This window comes from Pseudoalteromonas sp. Isolate6, from assembly GCF_022398435.1.
Taxonomy (GTDB): Bacteria; Pseudomonadota; Gammaproteobacteria; order Enterobacterales; family Alteromonadaceae; genus Pseudoalteromonas; species Pseudoalteromonas galatheae.
The window spans coordinates 34,081-56,326 of record NZ_JAKEVK010000007.1; the positions used below are offsets into that span (position 1 = coordinate 34,081).

The 22,246-nt window shown below is 43.8% G+C and carries 22 protein-coding genes; 8 read left to right on the forward strand and 14 right to left on the reverse strand.

All coding sequences use genetic code 11. The annotated features are described in order from the left end of the window. The first annotated feature begins 75 nt into the window (after positions 1–75). From L1D50_RS01940 to L1D50_RS01950, 3 genes are all read left to right on the forward strand, one after another. Positions 76–534 carry a hypothetical protein gene (locus L1D50_RS01940; protein ID WP_010372012.1) on the forward strand — a complete coding sequence of 153 codons (459 nt, stop codon included), beginning with the start codon at positions 76–78 and terminating at the stop codon, positions 532–534. A gap of 71 nt (positions 535–605) precedes the next feature. Beyond that, the gene (locus L1D50_RS01945) at positions 606–3,032 is read left to right on the forward strand and encodes an AAA family ATPase (protein ID WP_128728429.1); all 2,427 of its coding nucleotides are present in this window, start codon (positions 606–608) and stop codon (positions 3,030–3,032) included. Beyond that, positions 3,019–3,498 carry an FKBP-type peptidyl-prolyl cis-trans isomerase gene (locus L1D50_RS01950; protein WP_010606161.1) on the forward strand — a complete coding sequence of 160 codons (480 nt, stop codon included), beginning with the start codon at positions 3,019–3,021 and terminating at the stop codon, positions 3,496–3,498. The genes L1D50_RS01945 and L1D50_RS01950 overlap by 14 nt, the downstream gene beginning before the upstream one ends. Before the next feature lie 109 nt (positions 3,499–3,607). Here L1D50_RS01950 and L1D50_RS01955 read toward each other — a convergent pair whose 3' ends face one another. The 8 genes from L1D50_RS01955 to L1D50_RS01990 form a co-directional block, all read right to left on the reverse strand. After that, positions 3,608–3,934 (reverse strand): hypothetical protein, encoded by a 327-nt coding sequence (locus L1D50_RS01955; protein WP_138583022.1) that lies wholly within the window; start codon positions 3,932–3,934, stop codon positions 3,608–3,610. Continuing rightward, complete coding sequence (locus tag L1D50_RS01960; RefSeq protein ID WP_128728427.1) at positions 3,931–4,569, reverse strand: DUF4178 domain-containing protein; 639 nt, start codon at positions 4,567–4,569, stop codon at positions 3,931–3,933. Before L1D50_RS01960 ends, L1D50_RS01955 begins: the two co-directional genes overlap by 4 nt. Positions 4,570–4,634: 65 nt before the next feature. After that, positions 4,635–5,324 carry a PspA/IM30 family protein gene (locus L1D50_RS01965; protein ID WP_010371996.1) on the reverse strand — a complete coding sequence of 230 codons (690 nt, stop codon included), beginning with the start codon at positions 5,322–5,324 and terminating at the stop codon, positions 4,635–4,637. 15 nt (positions 5,325–5,339) lie between these two features. Beyond that, entirely contained in the window at positions 5,340–5,753 is a 414-nt protein-coding gene (locus L1D50_RS01970; protein ID WP_010606165.1) for a DUF2170 family protein, read from the reverse strand. 81 nt (positions 5,754–5,834) lie between these two features. Continuing rightward, complete coding sequence (locus L1D50_RS01975; RefSeq protein ID WP_138521567.1) at positions 5,835–7,571, reverse strand: polyamine aminopropyltransferase; 1,737 nt, start codon at positions 7,569–7,571, stop codon at positions 5,835–5,837. Positions 7,572–7,574: 3 nt separating this feature from the next. After that, complete coding sequence (locus tag L1D50_RS01980) at positions 7,575–8,474, reverse strand: DUF350 domain-containing protein (RefSeq protein WP_128728425.1); 900 nt, start codon at positions 8,472–8,474, stop codon at positions 7,575–7,577. Between the two features lie 23 nt (positions 8,475–8,497). Beyond that, positions 8,498–9,436 carry a CHAD domain-containing protein gene (locus L1D50_RS01985; RefSeq protein WP_138521565.1) on the reverse strand — a complete coding sequence of 313 codons (939 nt, stop codon included), beginning with the start codon at positions 9,434–9,436 and terminating at the stop codon, positions 8,498–8,500. A gap of 195 nt (positions 9,437–9,631) precedes the next feature. Then, entirely contained in the window at positions 9,632–10,414 is a 783-nt protein-coding gene (locus L1D50_RS01990; RefSeq protein ID WP_128728423.1) for a sporulation protein, read from the reverse strand. A 388-nt stretch (positions 10,415–10,802) separates the two neighbouring features. On the opposite strand from L1D50_RS01990, the gene L1D50_RS01995 reads away from it, so the two are divergent. Both L1D50_RS01995 and yegD read left to right on the forward strand, forming a co-directional pair. After that, positions 10,803–11,744 carry a sensor domain-containing diguanylate cyclase gene (locus L1D50_RS01995; protein ID WP_239965400.1) on the forward strand — a complete coding sequence of 314 codons (942 nt, stop codon included), beginning with the start codon at positions 10,803–10,805 and terminating at the stop codon, positions 11,742–11,744. Positions 11,745–11,812: 68 nt separating this feature from the next. Next, positions 11,813–13,171 carry a molecular chaperone gene (yegD, locus tag L1D50_RS02000; RefSeq protein ID WP_239965402.1) on the forward strand — a complete coding sequence of 453 codons (1,359 nt, stop codon included), beginning with the start codon at positions 11,813–11,815 and terminating at the stop codon, positions 13,169–13,171. Between the two features lie 54 nt (positions 13,172–13,225). On the opposite strand, the gene L1D50_RS02005 is transcribed toward yegD, so the two are convergent. From L1D50_RS02005 to L1D50_RS02015, 3 genes are read right to left on the reverse strand one after another with little or no spacing between them, the layout of a single operon-like run. Further along, the gene (locus tag L1D50_RS02005) at positions 13,226–13,684 is read right to left on the reverse strand and encodes a methylglyoxal synthase (protein ID WP_239965403.1); all 459 of its coding nucleotides are present in this window, start codon (positions 13,682–13,684) and stop codon (positions 13,226–13,228) included. Between the two features lie 28 nt (positions 13,685–13,712). Then, complete coding sequence (locus L1D50_RS02010) at positions 13,713–14,348, reverse strand: LysE family translocator (RefSeq protein ID WP_088529978.1); 636 nt, start codon at positions 14,346–14,348, stop codon at positions 13,713–13,715. Between the two features lie 7 nt (positions 14,349–14,355). Next, a complete protein-coding gene (locus tag L1D50_RS02015) occupies positions 14,356–15,039 on the reverse strand; it encodes a S24 family peptidase (RefSeq protein WP_010371973.1) in 684 nt (227 codons plus the stop codon). A gap of 227 nt (positions 15,040–15,266) precedes the next feature. Between L1D50_RS02015 and L1D50_RS02020 the strand changes: the two genes are divergently transcribed. Then, a complete protein-coding gene (locus L1D50_RS02020) occupies positions 15,267–15,521 on the forward strand; it encodes a helix-turn-helix transcriptional regulator (protein WP_010371972.1) in 255 nt (84 codons plus the stop codon). A gap of 71 nt (positions 15,522–15,592) precedes the next feature. Here L1D50_RS02020 and putA read toward each other — a convergent pair whose 3' ends face one another. Next, on the reverse strand, positions 15,593–19,396 hold the full coding sequence (gene putA / locus L1D50_RS02025) for a bifunctional proline dehydrogenase/L-glutamate gamma-semialdehyde dehydrogenase PutA (RefSeq protein ID WP_128728418.1): 3,804 nt from the start codon (positions 19,394–19,396) through the stop codon (positions 15,593–15,595). Positions 19,397–19,801: 405 nt separating this feature from the next. Here putA and L1D50_RS02030 point away from each other — a divergent pair, with 405 nt between their 5' ends. Both L1D50_RS02030 and L1D50_RS02035 read left to right on the forward strand, forming a co-directional pair. Next, complete coding sequence (locus L1D50_RS02030; protein ID WP_010371968.1) at positions 19,802–20,290, forward strand: winged helix-turn-helix transcriptional regulator; 489 nt, start codon at positions 19,802–19,804, stop codon at positions 20,288–20,290. Positions 20,291–20,317: 27 nt separating this feature from the next. Continuing rightward, positions 20,318–21,064 (forward strand): SDR family oxidoreductase, encoded by a 747-nt coding sequence (locus tag L1D50_RS02035; protein WP_239965404.1) that lies wholly within the window; start codon positions 20,318–20,320, stop codon positions 21,062–21,064. 141 nt (positions 21,065–21,205) lie between these two features. On the opposite strand, the gene L1D50_RS02040 is transcribed toward L1D50_RS02035, so the two are convergent. Together L1D50_RS02040 and L1D50_RS02045 are read right to left on the reverse strand one after the other, a co-directional pair. Further along, complete coding sequence (locus tag L1D50_RS02040) at positions 21,206–21,823, reverse strand: GNAT family N-acetyltransferase (RefSeq protein ID WP_128728416.1); 618 nt, start codon at positions 21,821–21,823, stop codon at positions 21,206–21,208. Continuing rightward, positions 21,807–22,034 (reverse strand): helix-turn-helix domain-containing protein, encoded by a 228-nt coding sequence (locus L1D50_RS02045; RefSeq protein WP_128728415.1) that lies wholly within the window; start codon positions 22,032–22,034, stop codon positions 21,807–21,809. Before L1D50_RS02045 ends, L1D50_RS02040 begins: the two co-directional genes overlap by 17 nt. Positions 22,035–22,246 lie beyond the last annotated feature (212 nt).

The following is a 22,246-nucleotide window of genomic DNA, read 5'->3' on the forward strand; positions in this document are numbered from 1 at the left end:
AGTTCAGCTAACCCTAATACAATGAATGGTATATCTGGTCTACACTTAACCTATTGGCGAAACAGGAGTGTAGCAATGGCGGATTATCAAAAATGGCTAGATCAATTTTCCGATTGGCTTAAAGACGTCAAAGAACATGAAATTGACGATTTATCTAAGCGGTTCTGGGAAGCGCAGAGCGCACTGAAAGACTACACCAAACAAACCTATGATGATTATAGTTACTATCTAAAACGTGACTTGGAACATCTTCTCGAAAACAAAACCTTCTATGATGAAGCGGCTTGGAGTGAACTCAAAGCCAACATCTTATTCGAAATATCCCAATTAGAAGATAGAACTCAACTTGAGTGGTCCGCACTTTTAAAGGATTTTGAACACCAAGGAATTTATAAAGAAGGTGAATGGATAGCTTTGGGACAATTAGTGTGTAAGAATTGTGGCTATAAATTAGATGTTTATTATGCCATCAAGATCCCAGCTTGCAGCGAGTGCGGGCATGGGGAATATACTAGAAAAGCATTAGCGCCCTAAAGTGTGGGCGCTCAGCTTGGAAGCACCAAGCTGAGTAGACTAACGTATGCGAATAATACAAAGAAGTTAGAATGACCAAATCTAAATTGTCGTCTGAAAAAGCACTGCCTGCGAGCCAGCTCGCGCCATCAGTTTCGTTGACTCACATAGAAAATTGTATTCAAAACCCTTACCCAGAAGCGCTACCGTTTATTGGCCAGCAGCGTGCTCAAACCGCGCTAGACTTTGCCTTGGGAATGGAGCTACCCGGTTATAATGTCTATGTCATGGGAGAAGCGGCGCTGGGTCGTTTTACCATGGTAAAAGACAAGCTCGAGGCGCACAGTAAAACTAAGCCAACGCCCAAAGAATGGCTGTACGTCAACAACTATGACGACCATCGTGAGCCTATCGCACTGTTTATGCAAGCGGGTGAAAGTAAGCAGCTTGAGGCAGATATTGACGCCTTTATCGATGAGATCTTAGATACTTTTCCTGCAGCTTTTGATAACCCGGGTTATCAACGCAAGAAAAAGTCGCTAGATAAAGAGTTCGAACAAAAATACGACGCTGCGATCACCGCTGTTGAGCAGCAAGCTATGAATATGAGCGTTGCACTGATAGAAGATACGGGAACGGTTGGTTTCGCTCCTGTGGTTGACGGTAAGCAACTTAGTGATACGGAGTTTTCAGCACTAGACGAGCATGTTCAGGCACACTTTTTAACGGCAATTGAAACATTAGAAGATGCCCTCATTGAGTCGCTTATTGAGCTGCCAAGATGGAAGCGCGAATCCTCTGAGCGCTTGCGTAATCTTAAAAAAACCACCATCGAAATGGCGACCAAACCGCTATTAAAAGCACTTGAGCATAAGTATGCCGCACACATTGGCGTACTGCGTTATCTTAAAGATCTCAAGGTTGAAATTGTCGATGCGGTATTAGATTGGCTAGACGACGATAGTAGCAGCGACGAAAACAAAGACGACTTTGATTCAAAGGGAATGCTCACTGACTTTTTTGCGCCCAATATTCTGGTTGAGTTTAAAGAAGACGATCCTGCGCCTGTGGTGTACGAGCCAAATCCGACCTTTGGTAATATCTTTGGTAAGGTGGAATATGCAACCTCCCAAGGTAATTTGATCACTAGCTATCGCTCTATTCAAGCCGGTGCATTGCACCGCGCCAATGGCGGCTATCTGATCATGGATGCAGAAAAAGTTATGGCTAACGCGCAAGTGTGGGATGGCCTTAAACTGTCGCTGAAAACCCACCAAATTAAAAATGACCTACCGTATCAAGACAATTCGGTGGGCAGCAGCTTTACCTTAAAGCCGCAGCTAATTCCGTTGGATGTCAAAATTATTCTATTGGGGTCGCGAGACCTGTATTACACCATAGGTGAGTACGATGAAGAGTTTGCAGAGCTATTTAGAGTGCTCGCTGATTTTGATTACTACTTACCAAGCTCGGACAAAATGCAGTATCAATTTATCACTAAGGTGATGGAATACTGCAATGATACCTTGAAGATTGAGCTTAGCTCAGCGGCGCTGGCGCGGATGCTTAAATTTAGCTATCGCCAAGCGGAGCACCACAGTAAGCTTTCGGCGCGCTTTGCTGATGTTTTGGAGCTGGTGGCAGAAGCCAGTTTTTATGCCAAGCAAGATGGCGTAAACCAAATTGCCGCTAATCACATCGATGAGGCGATAGCCGGAAAAGAATATCGAACAGGACAGTTAAGTGAAAACATGCTCAGCGATATTCAAGAAGGGCATACCTTGATTGCAACCGAAGGCACCGCAATTGGTAAGGTAAATGGCCTGACGGTACTGCATATTGGTGACACCGCATTTGGTACGCCTGCGCGTATTACCTCTACGGTATACGCGGGTGCTGACGGGGTGATTGACGTTGAACGTGAGGTAGACTTAGGTAAGTCAATTCACTCAAAAGGCGTGATGCTGCTTACGGGTTACCTAGGTAACAAGTATGCGCAAGACTTTAGCCTGACACTTAGCGCAAATATTGCCATTGAACAAAATTATGGTTTTATTGACGGTGATAGCGCATCACTTGCAGAGCTTTGTGCGCTGCTATCGGCTGTGACGCAACTGCCCGTGGATCAATCGTTAGCGCTCACCGGTTCAATTAACCAACACGGTGAAGTACAAGCCATTGGTGGTGTAAACGAAAAAATCGAAGGCTTCTTTAAACTCTGCAAAATGCGAGGTCTCACAGGTAAGCAAGGGGTGATCGTCCCTGAATCTAACAAGGTCAACTTAGTGTTAGATGATGAAGTGATTGCAGCTGTTGAAAAAGGCTTATTCCATGTCTATGCCGTTGCTACAGTAGATGAAGCGCTTAGCTTGTTAATGGATAGACCAGCAGGAGAGCTTAGCGATGAAGGCTATCCTGAAAACAGTATCAATGCAGTTGCAATGGCGAAACTTGAGCGTATTGCAAAAGTAGTAAACGGCGATGACGACAAAGGAGAAGAAAACCATGACGACAACTAATATTATCCTCGTTATTGTTGCACTGGTGATTGCGGTGGTGTTTTTTCGTGGTGGTCAGAAACAAAAGCAGCTTGCGCAGTTTAATCGAATTCAAGCAGCTGACTTTTTGAAAGAAAACGAAAAGCGCACAGAGGTACATAAAACTGACTCAGGTCTCCAGTACGAAATAATCACTCAAACTGACGGTGGCAAACAGCCAAATGCAACGAGCAAAGTTAAAGTGCATTATCACGGCACTTTACTTGATGGCTCCGTATTCGACAGCTCAGTACTGCGTGACCAACCTATCAGCTTTGGGCTTAATCAAGTGATCCCTGGTTGGACCGAAGGCGTGCAGTTGATGAGCGAAGGGGATAAATACCGCTTTTGGATTGGTCCAGACTTAGGCTATGGTGACCGTGCTGCAGGTAAAATCGAACCGGGTTCGTTATTAGTGTTTGAAGTTGAGCTGCTTGCGGTAGAGTGATCGGTGTTATAGTTGTGCAAGGCGCTACATCATGTAGGTTGAATAAGGGTGGCGCCATAGGTTGTTTATAGAACAACAACCTAGATAAATCTACAATAAATACAGCCAACTACTTCTTTTTATTTTCTGTATAGCGACTAAGTAGCATATTGGCGACTTGTTGCTTTACAGCCCGTTTGTCGTTAGGGTCAACGCCAAAACGTTCTGCTAATAGTACGATTTCATCATCGGTTAGATTGAAGGATAAGCGTTGCCGAGTTTTCTTCGATTTAACTTCTAAATCAAGGATCTTTCTGATCATATCGGATGGTGTTAGCTCTTCGTCTATTGCCTGTTTTTTAATGCTTTTTTGTACTTCAGTGGTTAAATCGAAGGCCATTTGTGTGGCCCTCAATGCGACTTCTTGACGTTTCCACTTGTCTTCTCTTGTGGTCACGAGTTCGCTCCAGGGAATAGGTCGACAATATCGCTCAGTGGTCGGCACATGGTTAGTGACACGTCAGTTTCTCCCCCATCCCAGATTTCGATATTGATAGCGAATTTTTCGTCAGGACTAAGTAACTCGATAACTTCACATACTTCGCCACTTTCATCTTGATAGCGTGGCAAGGTGCGACCGCGATAATCGCTATCGTAGAAGTAGCAAATGTAGGGCGCTTCACTTTGTTGATAGCTTTTACCTAAAAATCGCTCGAAAGCCTCCGGAGTGGCCTGCGCGTCGATGTGGGTCAGTGCTTCTTCATCGAAAATACGCGCAAATTCATCAAGTGTAAAAATAGCATCGACGTCTTCTCTTTGGATTTTGATAGAGAAGTTAGCGTATTCCTCACCGTCACTTTGTTCAATTTGCAAAAAAGTAATGTTACCTGAATCACTTTCGAGAACAAATTCATATGCAGCGCTGCGTTCAAATTGGTAAGTTTGTACGCCAACCACTTTGAGGGTTTGTCCCTTGAGCCAGCTAGGATAAGCGAACGAATCAATGATGGTGAGCATATCCCCAACTTTCAGATCTTTTGCATGAGTAAGCTGTCGCTCAGGAGTTTTTTTTGATTTAAAAAAGCCAAACATAATGCACCTACATAATCAAAAAGGGTAAAAAGGAGGCGAGGCCTCCTTTTTCTAATCAGTAAATATTAGTTGCTTTGTTTAGCTCTAATACGTTCAAGAATATCATTACTCTTTTGCGTAGAGCCAATTCCAGCTTCTGCCATTTTAGCTTTTAGATCTGCGCCCGTTGCAGCGGCTTCAAGCTCTTTTGCCGCAGCCAGTTGATCTTGCCTATCTTGCTGGCGTTGCTTGATACGCTCAAGCGACTGACGTGCATTTACCATAGATGACGCATTGGTATTTAGCGTGCTGTTTACTGCCATGGTTGCTTTTTGAACGCTGTCTGTGGTTTTTACCATTGTCAGCTGGCGTTGGTTTTCTTTAATCGTTTTTTCAGCTTCTTTAATTTGCTGTTTTAACAGGATCACATGTTTACTAAAACCGTCTAGCACTTGCTGATGCTCTGCGCGCTCAACTTCAAATTCACCGATTTTCTCTGCGATTTCTACCGCTAAAGCTTCGTTACCTTTTTCCAGCGCTTGTCCTGCATAGTTTTCATGCTCGATAATGCTTTCGTCAAGTGCAGCTAATTTGCGTTTTGTCTGCATCTCTTTCGCCATTACTTCTGTTAAGCTCTTTTTGGCTTTAGCTAATGCGTTTTGTGCGTCGGCAATTTCTTGCTCAAAAATACGAATGCCATTTGCATCAACAATTGACTCACCAACTTCTCTAGCGCCACCACGAACAGCAGTAAATAATTTCTTTAAAATACTCATTTCACAACTCCAATATTACTCATTCAAATACACAGTCACGGCTTCCAATGCTTCGATTGCATTGTCCGCGAGGGTGACCAGTTCGTGCGTGATCTCATCAATTGAGGAGGAAACGGCTAGAGCACCAAATATCGCATACTGCTCATCAATTTTAGCAAACGCACTCAGCGGGATCGGCACATTCAGTTTTAATAGTGCTTCATTTAACTCGTTTAGCAGTTCAGGCTTTACCTCGTTCTCTTTAAATAGGTAACTAATGCATACAAGTTGTTCTTCAGTCTGAGTCACAAAAATTGGTAATTCGTCATTTCCGTCAACAATCACTTGCAATACATCTTGCTCGCCTTCATTGGCGATTAAGAATGATTCGAAGTTAGCACCTTCTGTTTCAAATGATGCTAATTTGATTGATAGTTCATTTAATTCCATCTTCATTTACCTTTTTTGTTTTGACATATTATGTCTGAGTTAAGAGTTGCACGTAAGACATAATATGTCAATGGCCGTGCGCTAATTTTTATACAACTCATCTTCTGTTTGCCATGCTTGGCGATAATAATCGTATAGTCTTCCCGTTCCTAACTGGTTGACTTCAATATCTTTTGCTCCATCAAAAAAGCGATTTGGGAAAGCGAAAGTAGCAAGTAAATACTCTTTATTTATCCAGTTACTTGGGACAGGTAAAGTCTCGATCGACCTGATCCTAGCACTTGCCGGTTGTCCAGCTCTCGTAGCGATTGTCCAACCCCATTGGCCAAATGAGGGAATATTCTGCTGATATTGCTCAACATGCGTAAACCCGGCATGCTTTACCGTTTTAGCTATGCTAATAAACGCTTTTTTGGCGTGATAGGGAGACGTTGATTGAATAGCGAGTGCGCCATCAGGTGCCAGTAATTGACGCACATGATTATAAAAGTAGTCGCTATATAGCTTATTCAAATCAGGGTGATTTGGGTCGGGTAAATCAATAATGATAGTGTCAAATTGTCTACCTTGGTCGAGCATTTTCTCTACTTCTAAAAATGCATCTGCAACGATAACGGTTGCTCTTGGGTCATTTAACGCATCGCCATTTAATTGAGTTAATTGACTAGTGATGTTCGGTCTAGCGGGGTAGGGCTGCCCTTGTAGTCCAAATAGTGAGAGCAGTTGCCCATCCAAATCGATTAAGGTTGCATTTTCAACAGGCCATTCAAGTACATCTCGAAGTGCCAAACCATCTCCGCCGCCAATGATTAATACCTTTTCGCGACGGTTGGATGCCAGCATTGCAGGATACACGAGCATAGTGTGATAGATCTGTTCATCAACAGATGAAAACTGTAATCGACCATTTAAGAATAAATCGTTAATTGGCATCGGTTGTGCGCGGCTTAATCGCTCGGTGATGACAACATGTTGGTACTTCGTTGATTCTGAATAGATCACTTTGTCTTTGTAAAGCACATTGCTGAGGTCTTTCATCCAATTGGAGCCGTGGCTCAGAATAACGAAAAAAACTCCCAATAGGACAAAGTGACACGCGAATAATAACTTAGCGAAACGGACGTGAACATGATAACGCCATAGGAAGATAAGTCCTGCAATGATATTAAATAGTGCAGTCCACGCAGCTGCTTGCATTATTGGTAGCGCAAGCATAATCGTGACCCAAATGGCAGCACCAACACCTGCACCGATATAATCTGCACCGTAAATGGTGCCTGCGTTATTTTCAAGGAAACGACCGTACACTTGTTGGCGGATCCTAGCGATCAGCGGAATTTCCATGCCGATTAAAATACCTAGGACGAGGCCGAAAACATAAGGTAGAAATCGGGCAAATACTTGTAATTGCTCAAATGGCATACCATCTAAGACACTATCAGGAGGCAGGCTATAAAGGCTGGAAAGTGTATGGGGCAGGGTATAAGTAAGGGCAATAACACTGGCGATCACCAAAATACTGCTCATGCCGAGCAGTGCTATTAGGCTTTCAAGCCATGCAAAAGCGGTAAAAGGATCTTTAAACCAACGCGCTAAAAATGCGCCAATGCCCATCGCCACGATCATCGTGCCTATCATGGCATAAATCGCGCTCTCTACTGAGCCTAAAACGCGGCCCGCATAGTGGGAAAGCAAATATTCGTAGATTAGGCCGCAACCGGCCAAAATGGCCATAACGCCAATAAGTAGGGTATCGTGACCGAACAACGACCAGTTGCCGGTCACTCTTGCAGAAGTTTGTGGTGCTGATACGCTCAAGGGTTATGCACCTAACAAACTTGCCATAGTCGTACCAATGGCAAAAGAAAGCGCGGCTGAGATGGCAGCAACACCAATATTCTTTTGTCTGTTCACTTCATCGGAAATATCTTTACCCGCCAGAATAATTTTTATCATGGCTAGGTGTAAGACGATGAATAGCACAATACTACCCAGTGCAGCAATACTCCAATACAGTAGACTTGAGTTAATGTTGTCTGCCACATAAGGCGCTAAACCGGACGCTGCAGTCAGTGCAAGTGCTGAGCCGATTAAAAAGCCTGCGTAGCGGATCCCGACCGCAACATTGTTGTCTTTGATTGCTTGCTGTAAACAGTCGCCACTTTTGTTGGTGCGCTTAAATAGTTGTACTCGGTATTGGCTCACAAGCAGCATACAAATATTACCGATAATGAAGGCTGCAACCACAATAGGTAAACCATACCAGCCCTCTGTGAGTACCCAAAGCAAAGCTGAGCGGATCACAATGGCAACGCTCACCACATGGCCAAAATCAATCAGTGCTGAGGTGACATTACCTTTAACGATTTCGTCATGAAGGTCCACCTTGCGTAGCGCGACTTTGTCTTGGAAAAAATGGCCGAGCTTGATAAGGACGATACCAACGATACCATAGCCCGCCATTTGTAGCGCTTCTTGAGCTAAAGAGCTGGCAAAAGCACCACTTGAAATGCCCGAAATCACAATGGCTAAGCCTGCTAAACCACCAGCAAAACTGAGGCCAAATGCAAAGTTGTCTCTTTCAGTGATTTCATCGTTTGCATGAAGGTTAGATACCCAACCTTTGATGTATTTTAAGCTAACAAACAACGCGACGATCACCGCCATATCTATTAGCAATGCTTGGAAAGTCCAAGCTGTTAATCCGTTAAATTGGTACATGTGTTAACTCCGCTATATATGCGCTATTTGCCCCGGCTTACGCCACGGGAGGTTCTACTTGAGCTATTGCGAACTGAGCCGTAGCTTGAGGTTCGAGAGTAGCTGCTTCGAGTTACTGCTGATGGGGTATTACTACTTCGGCTTAACCCTGACGCGCCAGATTTTTTCTTGGCATAGGGACTGGTAAATTGTTTACCCTGGCGTTGATACGATTGTTTAGTGCGCTTGGCGAGCTCAGTTTGGCGTTTGTAACCTCTGTAGCTAGTGTACCTATGGCGACCATAGTCACTGTAGTAACTGTATTTGCGGTGTTTACTCCAGCGACCATACTCCACATCACCCACTATATCTCCAAGCATGCGATACATGCCGTACCACATCCAAAAGCTAGTGCCGTTTGAGTTGGTCTGCCATTCGCCATAGTTGGCATTGCCAACAAGCTGGTTACCGATACCGGTCTGGCCATTTGCCGTTTGTTCCGCTTGCTGACTGATTGCGCCGACTCGCGCTAGCTTGCCATCTGACATATCGGCTAAAACATTGATTGGATCTGTGAGCGCATCATTGAATAAACTGATGGAAGCTGCTTCTTTTAACAACACTGCTTGGTTGATAATGTCATCGCTGTTCATGCTAGGATCGGGGGACTTAAGGGACTGATAACGAGTCAATAAACTCTGATATAAGGTACCGCTGCTTGTTGCGTCTTGGGAAATAATTTGCGCAATTTCGCTGAGCTGAGGTTTTTGCTGACTAAGTACTTTGCCATACTCAGTCAAAAGGTTGGCATTTCTCACCTGCTTTTTATCAAGGGCGGTTCCCAGCGTATTTATCGCTGTTGAAGCTTCTTGAAGTGTATGTGTAATGGTTTGCTGAATACGCTCTTCTTTCGATTCGCAGCCCAGCATTAGGCTCAAAACACACAGTAGGCTAACCAGTTTCCAAATTCTAAAGTTGGACATTCATTGTCACCTAATCTACCTTGACCATTCGTTTTAATGTGCTGTCTTATTGAGCTTAAGTCAACTATAAAGCGCTGTAGTACGCATTTTTCAGTGGCTTAAATTTGTCATAAGTCAGTATAGAGAGTTTGTTCATATAGAAGTTGCATTCGTATGAATGCAACGAGCACTAAAGCATAAAACTATTAAAGTATCCTAGCAATTCGCCTCTAAAATGTCATAGATAGCATCTTCTAGGTCTTCTAAATCTGATTCATCTATCAGCAGTCTGGCTTTTGACTCATCAAGGTCTAGTGCCTCTGCAAAGAAGCCTTTAAAGCCTCGCGCTTTACGGTCAATCTCAAAGATGATTTCTAGTTGCTCACCACGATTAAAGAAAACCACTTCTACTTCATCAAAGCGACCATGGAAGTCACCTGTGATTGTTTTAAACTCTAACTCTTGTACGAATGGGAGGCGTGAGAATGATACTTCATCAATACCTTCACAGTCTGATTCATAGAGTTTAAAGCCAAGCGCTTCCATTGCATCGATAGCCGCTTGTTGTAGCTCGGTAGGTACGATATGTAAATAGTCCCTATCTGACTTATCGAGCGCCATATCAATATCAAGGTTGGTAGCAATCCAAGTTTTGGATTGTCCTACAGTAAGCGGGGTTTCTTCAGCGAGGTCAAGCGCGAATGGAATGTGCTTTTCATCACCAGGTTCGATAGTAAATCGTTCGTTGATTTGAAATTTAGCAAGGGTGTGGTTTTTAGTGATGGTCGTTGTTTCACCTTCACTGTCTTCTCTTTCAACCGTGTAGTTGCACATTACGTTGAGATCTATTTTGTTGATCTCTTGAGCAACTTTGCCACCGATGATTTTAACCGTTCCAGAAATTTCTTCGCCAGGAGAGGCGTGATGGGTTTCTAAGATGGTATCTACTTTTGCTGCACCGATACCGACTGCGCCAAGGGCTTTTTTGAAAAAAGACATAGTCATCCTTATATATCTTGTGACCTTCCATCATGGAAAGCGCTGCCGTGTCGATTATAGGAATTATTATGCGTTCGTCAATTGCTTTTCCTCTGCAAATTCGTGCTGTCGTTCGAGTTCACCTAAATGTGATTTGTTCATTGTTGCTCAACTTTTACTTAGATTTCCAAGAGGCCAGTCGAGTGTCGCGGTCAAAATTTATTTCTGAGAACAAAAATTAAACAGTAAAGCGCGGCAGGTCCTAGTCATAATTCAAAAAATTGGTATATTATTTCATAACGATAGCCGCAGATGAGCTGTGTTCATAGGCATGTTTCAAATTGCAAAGTTCAAGTTTATAGAATTATGGAACAGGATGTTGCAGCGCCTCATGGTCAAGGATCGTCGTATGGCTCGTACCCGAACTTCGGTACAACCGAGCTATGAGGAATTGGCGTCGACATTAAGCGCAATGCCGGACTTAATGTTTGAACTGGATGAAGAGGGGAGACACTGGGATGCCAGAATACTCCGCCCTGAGCTATTGGTTGCTCCGGCAGAACAGCTGATTGGTCATACGGTGACTGAGGTGATGCCAGAGCATGCCGCTAAAGTAGTAATGCTGGCATTGCAAGAAGCAAAAGTTAACGGCTACTCACATGGAAGCCATATTCACTTGCCCACACCTGTTGGTGAGCGTTGGTTTGAAGTCTCTATCGCTCGTAAAGTTGCGACCTCAAGCGACAATCATGCAGAAATGCGTTTTATCGTGTTATCTCGGGATATCAATGAGCGTAAGCTTGAGTATCTTGAAGCCGAGAAACTGGCGTATCATGATCAGTTAACCGAGTTACCGAATCGCCATATTCTTCAGCATGGGCTGGTGGAGCAACTTCATGCAGGACAACAGCTTGGTTGTTATTGCGCAATCTTGTTTTTAGACCTTGATGATTTTAAAAAAGCAAATGACTTACATGGTCACCATGTAGGGGATCAATTACTCAAGACGGTTGCTCAACGTTTGTGCGCTAGCGTACGTCAGGGGGATGTGGTGATCCGTTGGGGAGGTGATGAGTTTGTTATTTTAATTACTCATTTATCCCCGAAGTACTCTAAAGCTAAATCTCATGTTGTTGGGATCTGCCAGAAAATCATCAATAAGGTAGATAAACCGTACCTCTTTGAAAGCGATAAACTAAATTGCCGGGTTAGCATCGGCGTTAGCCTGTTTGACAACCTCGATATCGAGACAGGGATCAGACAGGCGGACTCCGCTATGTATCAAGCCAAGCAGTCAGATAGTTTGCGCTATGCTTTTTACCACAAGCCAGTTAAGGGTGTTGGAACCTAGATAAATTCATCTGACAATAACGACAACCATGATACACTTCGCGACTTTTCAGCAGTTTGAGGTAGAGAATGAAAGTCGGGTTTGATTACGGAAGTTCTAATTGTGCGATAGGCGTTATGCAAAATGATGAAGTGGACTTACTACGTCTCGAGCAAGATAAATATTACCTGCCTTCGACTATGTATGCCATGCACAATGCGTTAATTCCTGCATTTGTTAACCGCCATCTCAATGAACCAGATCCAGCCTACACGCAGTCTCGACAGGGGCTGTTAACGGTAGCACAGCAAGCCAAACGTGATCTCGATTTAGAAGCGCATGAAGCGGGCGTTTTTTTTGGTCAAGCGGCAATTTCTGAGTATATAGAATTTCCTGAAGAAGGCTTTTTTGTTAAATCACCCAAGTCCTTCTTTGGGGCGGTTGGGCTTAAACCTCAACAAATCGCCTTCTTTGAAGATATTGCTGCGGCGATGATGATGGAGATTAAGCGCCGTGCCGAGTCGCAGCTGCAACAGTCCATTACCGACACTGTGATTGGTCGACCTGTTAATTTTCAATCTGTTGGTGGAGAGGAAAGCAACCAACAAGCGGTTAATATTCTTACCACCGCCGCAAAAAGAGCTGGGTTTAAGGAAGTGGATTTTCTCTTCGAACCGCTAGCTGCGGGAATTGAGTACGAAAGTCGTCTTCAGCAAGATAAACTTGTGCTGGTGGTTGATATCGGCGGTGGTACTAGCGATTGCTCGTTTGTCCGAATGGGGCCAAGCTATCGAAATAATACACAGCGACAGCAAGACTTTTTAGCGCATACGGGTAAACGTATCGGTGGTAACGATTTAGATATTGCGCTTGCTTATCACCAATTAATGCCGTTATGTGGTCTAGGCTCTAACATGAGTTCAGGTTTGCCGATGCCTAGTCAACTGTATTGGCAGGCATGTAAAATCAATGATATTCAGTCTCAACTAGACTTCTACAGCGATAAACTAGCGCGAGAATTGCAAAGCATGTTGCGAGATGTCGCCGAGCCGCAAAAGCTGGCGCGTTTACTTCACATTCAACAGAACAAGCTCACCCATCAAGCGGTTCGTGAAGGTGAACTTGGCAAGATAGCACTCTCTGAGCAAGCAAAGTTTAACGCCGATCTTGGTTTTATTGAGCCACAGCTATCCTCTGAATTTACACAGCAAGATTTTGCCGAATCAGTCATGTCGAACTTAGAGCAGATGGGGGCACTTGCGAAAGAAGCCATACATCAAGCAGGCTCAAAACCAGACGTGATCTATCTTACTGGCGGTAGCGCGCAATCACCACTGCTCAAAGCAACGCTTGCACAGCAAATTGGTGATATTGAAATGGTGAACGGGGATAATTTTGGTAGTGTAACCGCAGGTTTGACTAAATGGGCGGATAAACTATTTAAGTAATTGAAGTCGTGATAAAAGAAGCGGTAATAACCCGCTTCTTTCTTCTTTATATTATCAATCTAAGCGACTGGCAAGGTACTGCTCATAATCGGGTAGGTGCCTTTCAATTGGCTGGTTCATTTTGTCGCATGCCATCAGTAAATCTGCCGTTGCTTCATTACAGGCAACGGGAATATTCCAAACAGCAGCGAGTCTCAACAGTGCTTTGACATCCGGATCATGAGGCTGTGACGCAAGCGGATCCCAAAAGAAAATCAAGACATGAACATCTTGCTCCGCGATTTTTGCACCAATTTGCTGGTCGCCACCCATTGGGCCACTAAACAGTTTAGTTACTGCTAAACCGGTATGCTTTTCTATCAGATTACCCGTTGTGCCTGTGGCGTAAAGTTTGTGCTGTTTAAGACTAGCTAAGTGAGTCTGACACCAGTCAAGTAGGGCTGGTTTCATACCGTCGTGTGCAACCAAAGCAATATGCTTTTTCGCCGGCAGTGGCTGTGAACGTTTTTGCATGTGTACTGCTCCTATTTTGTGTGACTACTTAGAGTAATAAATTGACCGCTAATGCGATAAAAATTAAGCCAGAAATACGATCAATCCACACTGGTGCTGCGGGATGTTGTCTAAAATAGCCTGCAATTTTATCACCACCATAGATGTACATGCAGTCGATGGGGAAAGCTAAAATAGGATAAAGTAAGCCAAACATGGCTAGCTGCATCGTTGTCGAGGTCGCCAAGCTACTATCGACAAACTGAGGAATAAATGCAATAAAGAACAGGGCGACTTTAGGGTTTAAGACCTCCGTCATCATTGCTTGGAACATTACGTTTTTAGGCTTTTTGGTGCTCACGTGTGGTTTTTCCTCGCAGGCTATCTGCCCCTTCCCAAGCGTCTCCTTGATAGTCATTACACCTAGATAAGCTAGGTAAGCTGCGCCGAGGTATTGCACTGTGGTATAGGCGGTCTCTGAAGCTTTTAGGAGTGCCGATAAGCCAACAACGGCAAAGAGTGTGTGTATCACCCCTCCGAGCGCAAAGCCCAATGCGCTCTGCATTCCAGCTGCGCGACCATTAGTAAAGGTCTGCGCCATTAAAAATGCATTGGATGGACCCGGTGCTACGGCAATTACCGTGCTGGCGATTAAAAATGAGAATAAGTATTCAAGATTTAGCATCGTATTATTAAATTAGATCTTTACCAATCCATACCACTTTACCGAGAATTTCCAGCTGCTCCAATTCATTCGGCATCACAACTTGTTCTCGGTATTCTTTATTATCGCTAATCAAGCGTACTGAGCCATCAAAGTTTTGTTGTAGGCGCTTGGCATAAAGCTCTTCGCCAAGGCGAACAACATAGATCAGGCCTTCGCTTAACTTTTTATCCGATAAGTCCACTAAAATTGTATTGTTATTGTGAATAGTGGGTTCCATAGAGTCGCCTTTGGCAAACACCACGACCAGCTGTGACTTATCTAGATTTTTAAATTCAATCCACTTTTTTCTAAATGCAAGGTAGCGTGCAACCTCGGCGCTTTGGTTAAATGCGCCATAACCCGTGCTGACAGAAACATGATAGCCAGGCACAACAACAAAGTCTTCATTAAAGTCTTCCAAGGTAATACTTTGCTGGATGATTGGTGACTCTGTTTTGCAATCAAGTGGGATCCCGGTAACGAGCCACATCAAATCTACATTGGCCTGTTTAGCAATGCGTTCAATCACACTGAGTTTTGGGTCTTCCCCTTTTAATATTCTGCGCAGCGTCCCTTCAGATACATCAATTTTTAACGCAAAAGCTCTAATACTGTCCGGCTTGATCGCATATTCTACGCGCTCCGCTAGGCTCATGAGACTTTGTTCCATGCGTTTCCTCTTAAATAGTGATACGTGTGCGTCATTATATGGGCTATTTTTTGCGAAGTAAAATCATTTTTGACGCAAAAAAGATCCATTTTTTCGTTGTAATGCGTAAAAAATGGATTTATTATCTTCATTAAATTACGCAGTGAATGCATTTAGTCAGTGAGTGCGTAAATAAGTGATTTTTATAAACGTCATTTATTTGCGCAATTTTTTAAGGAATGAGTGTGATGTTAATGAGCCAACCTTTAATTTCTGAACGCGCGCCGCTTGGTGCTGCCATACTTAGATTTGCACGTAAAAGTCGTGGTTTTACTCAAGCTGAGTCAGCCGCAAGTTATGGTATAGAGGAGCGAACATTAAGGCGCTGGGAGAATAACGAATACAACCCTAAATGGAATGATGTGATTGCATTGGTTGAAGATGTTTATTTAATGGACATTGTTAATGTCATCGTGGGGTTAAGGACATCAAGTGCTGCGTAAAAAATTAAAGCCAGCGTACGCTGGCTTTGTTCGATAAAATCGCTATGTCTAGCATAGCGACTTATATTTTCTTACTCTTCGTCTTCAACAAGTGTCATCAGTGAAGTGTTACCACCAGAAGCTGTGGTATCGATACTAATGGTTTTCTCTGTTACTAGACGATTGATAAGCGTATCGTAGTACTCTGCACTGATCACTGGCAGGATAGCGCCTTTGCGCTCTGCAAGTTGTTGTGAGAAGTAACCAAGGCGTGAAGAGCGTGCAGCCACAACAGCACCTGCAAGATGAGGGTGTGCCAAAATAGCTTGCAGTTGGTTTTGCTTCGCTACTTGGAATACGCCTTCAGCAACCCCTGTAGAGATAAACTTATCTCTAAATGCCAATGCTTCTTCATAGAATAGGTCAGAGGCTACCGTGATCACTGTGTTACCTGCAGCAAGCGCTGTGATAATTGAAATCGCCCAAAAGTTGAACGAAGTACTCTTATCGGCATATACCACAACACAACCACGCGCTTCTAAGTGCAGCGTGTTTGACTCACCAGTAGGTCCCGGTAGCGTGGTGTAAGTACGCATACGCTTTTCTAAGCGGTTTAGCTGAGCACGTGCATCAGAAAGCGTTAATGATAAATCATCTGCCAACTCATCAATAATGTCTACAGTTGCGATTTTAGCAAGTAGCTGACGCACTGCTGAAACTCGGTCATTCAAAGCTGTACGACGCCAGATCTTTTCATCACGCTTTGAGTTTTGCATCAGTTTTTCAACTTGCTCAACTGCACCTGGGAAGTGGTGAATTTCTAGCTCATCAGGTGTTAAATCTGTCATTTGGACGTTGTCTGGTGACGCTTTTTCTTTTACAAGGCGAACTAGATAGTTTGGACCACCTGCTTTTGGACCTGTACCAGATAAGCCTCGACCACCAAATGGCTGTACACCAACGATAGCACCAATCATGTTACGGTTCACGTATACGTTACCCGCACGAGACATCTTAGCTAGGTATTCGCAGCGCTCTTCGATACGTGAATGAACACCCATTGTTAGACCGTAACCTGTACCATTGATTTGGTCGATAACATTATCAAGTTGATCTGCTTTAAAGCGTACAACGTGGACTACCGGACCGAATACTTCACGCTTCAACACGGATAGATCAGAAATCTCATATAAGCGAGGGGCAAAGAAGTAAGCGCCATTCTCGCTGTTATCTGGGATCTTAGCTTCGAATAGTAGCTTGCCGTTCGACTTCATGTAATCAACGTGCTTAGTCAGCGTGGTCAGCGCTTTTTCATCGATCACAGGACCAATATCAGTTGAAAGTTGTGAAGGGTCACCCACATGCAGCTCTTTTAGTGCACCTGTTAGCATTTCGATAATGCCATCAGCGACATCTTCTTGTACAAATAACACACGAAGTGCTGAACAGCGTTGACCCGCACTTTGAAAACCTGAAGAAATAACATCGTCAACCACTTGCTCTGGTAATGCTGTTGAGTCAACGATCATACAGTTTTGACCACCAGTTTCTGCAATCAGAGGAACCTGAATGTCATTACGCTCAGCAAGAATTTGCGAGATAAGCGTACCGGTCTCTGTTGAACCTGTGAACATAACCGCTTGGATGCGCTCATCAGGCACGATGTGTTTACCCACTTCGCTACCGCGTGCGATAACAGGCTGTACTACGTGCTCAGGTAAGCCAACAGTATGCATTAATTCGATACAACGCAGTGCAATCATACTGGTTTGTTCAGCAGGCTTTGCAATAACGGTGTTACCAGTCACGATAGCAGCAGCTACCTGACCTAAGAAGATCGCCAGAGGAAAGTTCCACGGGCTGATACATAAGATCACGCCACGAGCTTCAAAGCGTTCATCTTTAGACAGCTCTTCTGCACGAGCTGCATAGTAGCGACAGAAGTCAACGGCTTCACGCACTTCATCGATGCTGTCTTGGGCTACTTTACCTGCTTCTTTAATACAAATAGCAACGAGTTCGTCATGGTGACGCTCAAGAATGTCAGCAATACGGCGTAGTAGGTTTGCACGCTCTTCGACAGTGGTCTGTGACCAACTCTCAAAAGCCGCGTCAGCATTTATTAGTACATTTTGCATGTGTACTTCATCGTGTAAAGGCACAGAGCCAATCACTTGTTTGTGGTTCGCTGGGTTACGAACTGCAAGGTGACCTTCTGGTACTTGGCTTTCATCGATTAGGTGTTCGTTAAACCAGTTGTCTAGGTTCTCTTTGAATGGTGTTAAATCATTGATATCCGTCAGATCTTTACCTTTTGAGTTTGGACGCTCATCGCCATAAAGCTCTATAGGTAGTTTAATCTGCGTATTGTAACGGTTACGTAGGCCTTGCAGTGTTTCTACAGGGTCAGGAAGTAGTGACTCAACAGGCTTAGTGGTATCTACAATCGCGTTTACGAATGATGAGTTTGCACCATTTTCAAGTAGACGGCGTACCAGATAAGCAAGTAGATCTTCGTGCTGACCAACAGGCGCATACACACGACACTGAATACCTTCTTTTTCAACGATTTGATCGTAAAGTGATTCGCCCATTCCGTGTAAACGTTGGAATTCAAACCCTTTATTATCGCCTTTAGCAACCTCTAGGATAGTTGCTGCGGTGTAAGCATTGTGCGTTGCAAACTGCGGGAATAATACATCGCGTGCTTCAAGGAGCTTAATAGCACAGGCCTTATAAGAAACGTCAGTCGTTGCTTTACGGGTGAATACAGGGAAGTGCTCCAGACCATCTTGTTGTGTGGTTTTAATTTCCGTATCCCAGTAAGCACCTTTAACTAAACGCACCATCAATTTACGGCCTACGCGACGAGCAAGTTCTGCTACCCATTCCACAACGAAAATAGCACGCTTTTGATATGCTTGTACTGCAAGACCAAAACCATTCCAGTCGCCAAGTGCATCATCAGAGAATACCGCTTCAATGACATCTAAAGAGATATCTAAACGGTCTGCTTCTTCCGCATCAACAGTAAAACCGATATCGTATTCTTTAGCTACAATAGCAAGTTCTTTTAGTTTTGGTACTAGCTCGTCCATCACGCGGTCACGGTGTGTGAATTCATAGCGCGGATGAATAGCTGAAAGTTTAACTGAGATACCAGGACTCTTAATTGGGCCACGGCCTTTTGCCGCTTTACCAATTGCGTGGATGGCGTTCATATAGCTTTGGAAGTAACGCTCTGCATCCTTCATCGTACGTGCGCCTTCACCTAGCATGTCGTACGAATATACATAACCTTTTTGTTCTTTATCAGCGGCACGGTCGATAGCATCTTGAATGGTTTCACCCATTACAAACTGCTTACCCATGATCTTCATTGCATAGTTAACGGATTTACGGATAACAGGCTCACCAAGACGACCAATTGTGCGCTTTAGCACGCCAAATTGTTCTTCTTTATTCTTGTCTGAGTAATTAACCATTTTACCGGTAACGAGTAAGCCCCAGCTTGAAGCGTTAACAAATAACGAGTCGCTGCTACCTAAGTGTGAACTCCAGTCGCCTTGTGCGAGTTTGTCGCGGATCAGGCTTTCTTGCGTTGCTTTGTCTGGTACACGAAGTAGCGCTTCGGCTAAACACATCAGCACCACGCCTTCTTCGGTAGAAAGAGAGAATTCATTTAAAAGCGCGTCTACACCGTTTTGACCATCTTGATCTCTACGAATGTTCAATACCATTTGACGCGCACGTTCCCATGCTCGGCTTCGAGCTGTAACGCCTACCTCAGCTAAAGGTAAAATATGATCAATAACCGCGTTCTCATCAATGCGGTAAAAATCACGGATCTTTTGTCGAATAGGACAGTTAGTTGTCAAATCGCCGTTAAAAAGCATAAGCAACCCTCAAAAATTGGAGTCAAAAATACATGTAATTCGCGCCAGCCTATGGAATCACACATCTAATGTGTAGATTACAAAACTACATCTGAACTGATGCCAAACTAAGCAACCAAAGGTTGAAAGTGTAGTTTCTTTTGCATAGGAAGCCTCAATTACGACAAAATGATGCAGTCACATTGCTAACCATAACACACCCATTCGGGGGTTCAAATTTTAGCCAGAATGCATGTTCTAAGTGTTTGAACAAAGCTGCGTTAGATACAGAGATAAACCGCTTTGCCCTTTATCGTTAATTTCGCGGGCATTCTATCGAAAAGACAGCAGAATATGCTGTTTTATTTTCAAGGAATACGGTAAATTTGCGGGTAATCTCAAACCCTCACAAAATTTTATGCTGATATGACGACTTCCATTAAAACTCGGGTATTAGATCGCATCGATTTAGCAATCTTAGACGCGCTCCAGCGCAACGGTCGGATCTCTAATGTAAACTTGGCGAAAGAGGTAAACTTGAGCCCGAGTCCTTGCCTCGACCGAGTAAAAAAACTCGAGTCGGAAGGGTATATTGAAGGGTATACGGCAAGATTAAATGCCGCAAAACTTGGCCAGCATTTGGTTGCGCATGTTGAAATAACCTTGAAAAGCTCGACCGAAGCGGTATTTGAGGTGTTTAAACAGCATATTGTAAAAATCCCCAACGTCGTTTCTTGTGATATGGTAGCTGGTGGCTTTGATTATTTAGTTAAGATCCGAGTCCAGGATATGCGTCAATATCGTGAGGTATTAGGTCAAATCGTTGAAATACCTGGAGTTGGTACAAATCATACCTATATGGTGATAGAACACGTCAAAGAAGACATGGGTGTAGAAGTGTTGAACTATCAGTAACTGTTGGCCCAATTTAAGGAATAATACATGCAAAAAGTGGTACTTATCACCGGTGCGAGCCGTGGGATTGGTGCGGCAACGGCTCAGTTGCTGGGACAACAAGGGTTTACCGTTGTTATAAATTACAAGCAGAATGTGCAAGCCGCAGAAACGGTTGCCAATACCATCCTAAGTAATAATGGTAAAGCGCATTTGTTGCAAGCAGATGTCACAGACGAAAAGTCTGTAGAGGCAATGTTTGACAAGATAAAGGCAGGTATTGGCATAGTTACGCATCTGGTCAACAACGCGGGGGTGCTGAACACGCAGACTCGAGTTGAACACATGACTGCAGCGCGTATCAACAATATGCTTACTAATAATGTTACGCCGTATTTTATTTGTGCTCGCGAAGCAATTAAACACATGCGTTTGAGTGCTAATCCAGCACAGTGTGCAATGGTAAATGTATCGTCAGCAGCTTCTTATTTAGGTGGGGCAAATGAATATGTTGACTACGCCGCTGCAAAAGGTGCAATAGACAGCTTCACTAAAGGCTTATCTCTGGAATTAGCCGCTGAGCAGATCCGTGTAAACTGCGTGAGACCTGGCTGTATTTATACCGATATCCACGGTGACGGTGGCGAACCAGACCGAGTTGACCGTCTAGCCGATTTTTTACCGCTGAAGCGAGGTGGAACCGCAATTGAGGTTGCTAATGCCATCGCTTGGCTTTTAAGTAACGAAGCAAGCTTTGTTACAGGGACTTTTATTGATTTAGCTGGAGGGAAATAGCAATTTATGAAAAATAAAATTGTTTATGTCTCAGGAACATTTGATCAATGCGGCGTCGACGGCGGCATTTAACAGTTACAAAGATTTGACGTCTTATTGCGCAACGAAAGTCTTAGCGAATCGCTTGATTATACTGATTTGCTAGTATTCATTGACATAATGCGCTTGAGCTAGGTTCCCAATACGATTGCGCAAGGTCGGTGCAAGCAGTTTGTAATAGTATGTGGTGGCATGGAAGTCGCCGCGCTCATCACTGACAAAATGAGGGATTTGCCCTGCGACTTTAAAGCCTAGACTCTGATATAGGATTTCTGCGTCCGAATCCGATTGTGTATCAAGGACGAGTAACGATATCTGCTGCCGTGTAGATTCTTGCTCTATGGCTTGCATCAACTTTGTTGCCACACCTTTTCGCCGGCTGTTTGGATGCACTAATAGTTTTTCAACTTCAGCTCGGTGCTGAGCATTATCTTTTGTTGCAGGAGAGAGTTGCACACAACCTGCCATTACGCCATTAAGTTCAGCGATAATAAGCGTCTTTTGCGACTTGATCACAGCATCGAGAACTTGCCACCAGTAATTCTGTATTGCTCTGCTAGAGGATGATTGCAAAAAACCGATAGAGGCGCCAAGGTTAATACAGGCTTGCGTCAGCGCGCTAAGTTGTTTTACCCAAAGCTGACAATCTAAGCGATTGTATTTCAAGCTAGGTGCCTGAATAATGCGAAGCTGCATTGCGGTATTAGACAAATTGTTCATGCAGTTCCTTATTTATCCGAGCCAGACTTTGCTCAAGCCTTGCCTTTTCATGCATTAATTTTTGCCATCGAGTTTGCTGTTTCTCTTTGGAGCGTCTCAGTGCTTCGTATAGTGATCGCTGCGGCACATGATAGGCTTTTGCGGCTTGTGATGGGGTGAGCATATCGTTCATTACAGCGTGTACGGCAGTGTCTAGTTTGCTAAGTGTCATTGTGCTTTCTCCTTAACATCTATTGGGTTTGTTGCTGTATCGTGCACAGGCCAGATACTCACATCCAAATGCCAAAGTAAGTACATCGTTTGATATAAAGTGTACATAATTACGCTCCTTTTTTGTCGTGTTAGTTGATAAGGAAAAACTGTGCCAAAAATTAAAATTATTTAATATCAATAGGATGTATTTTTTATTGGTATGTAAATACG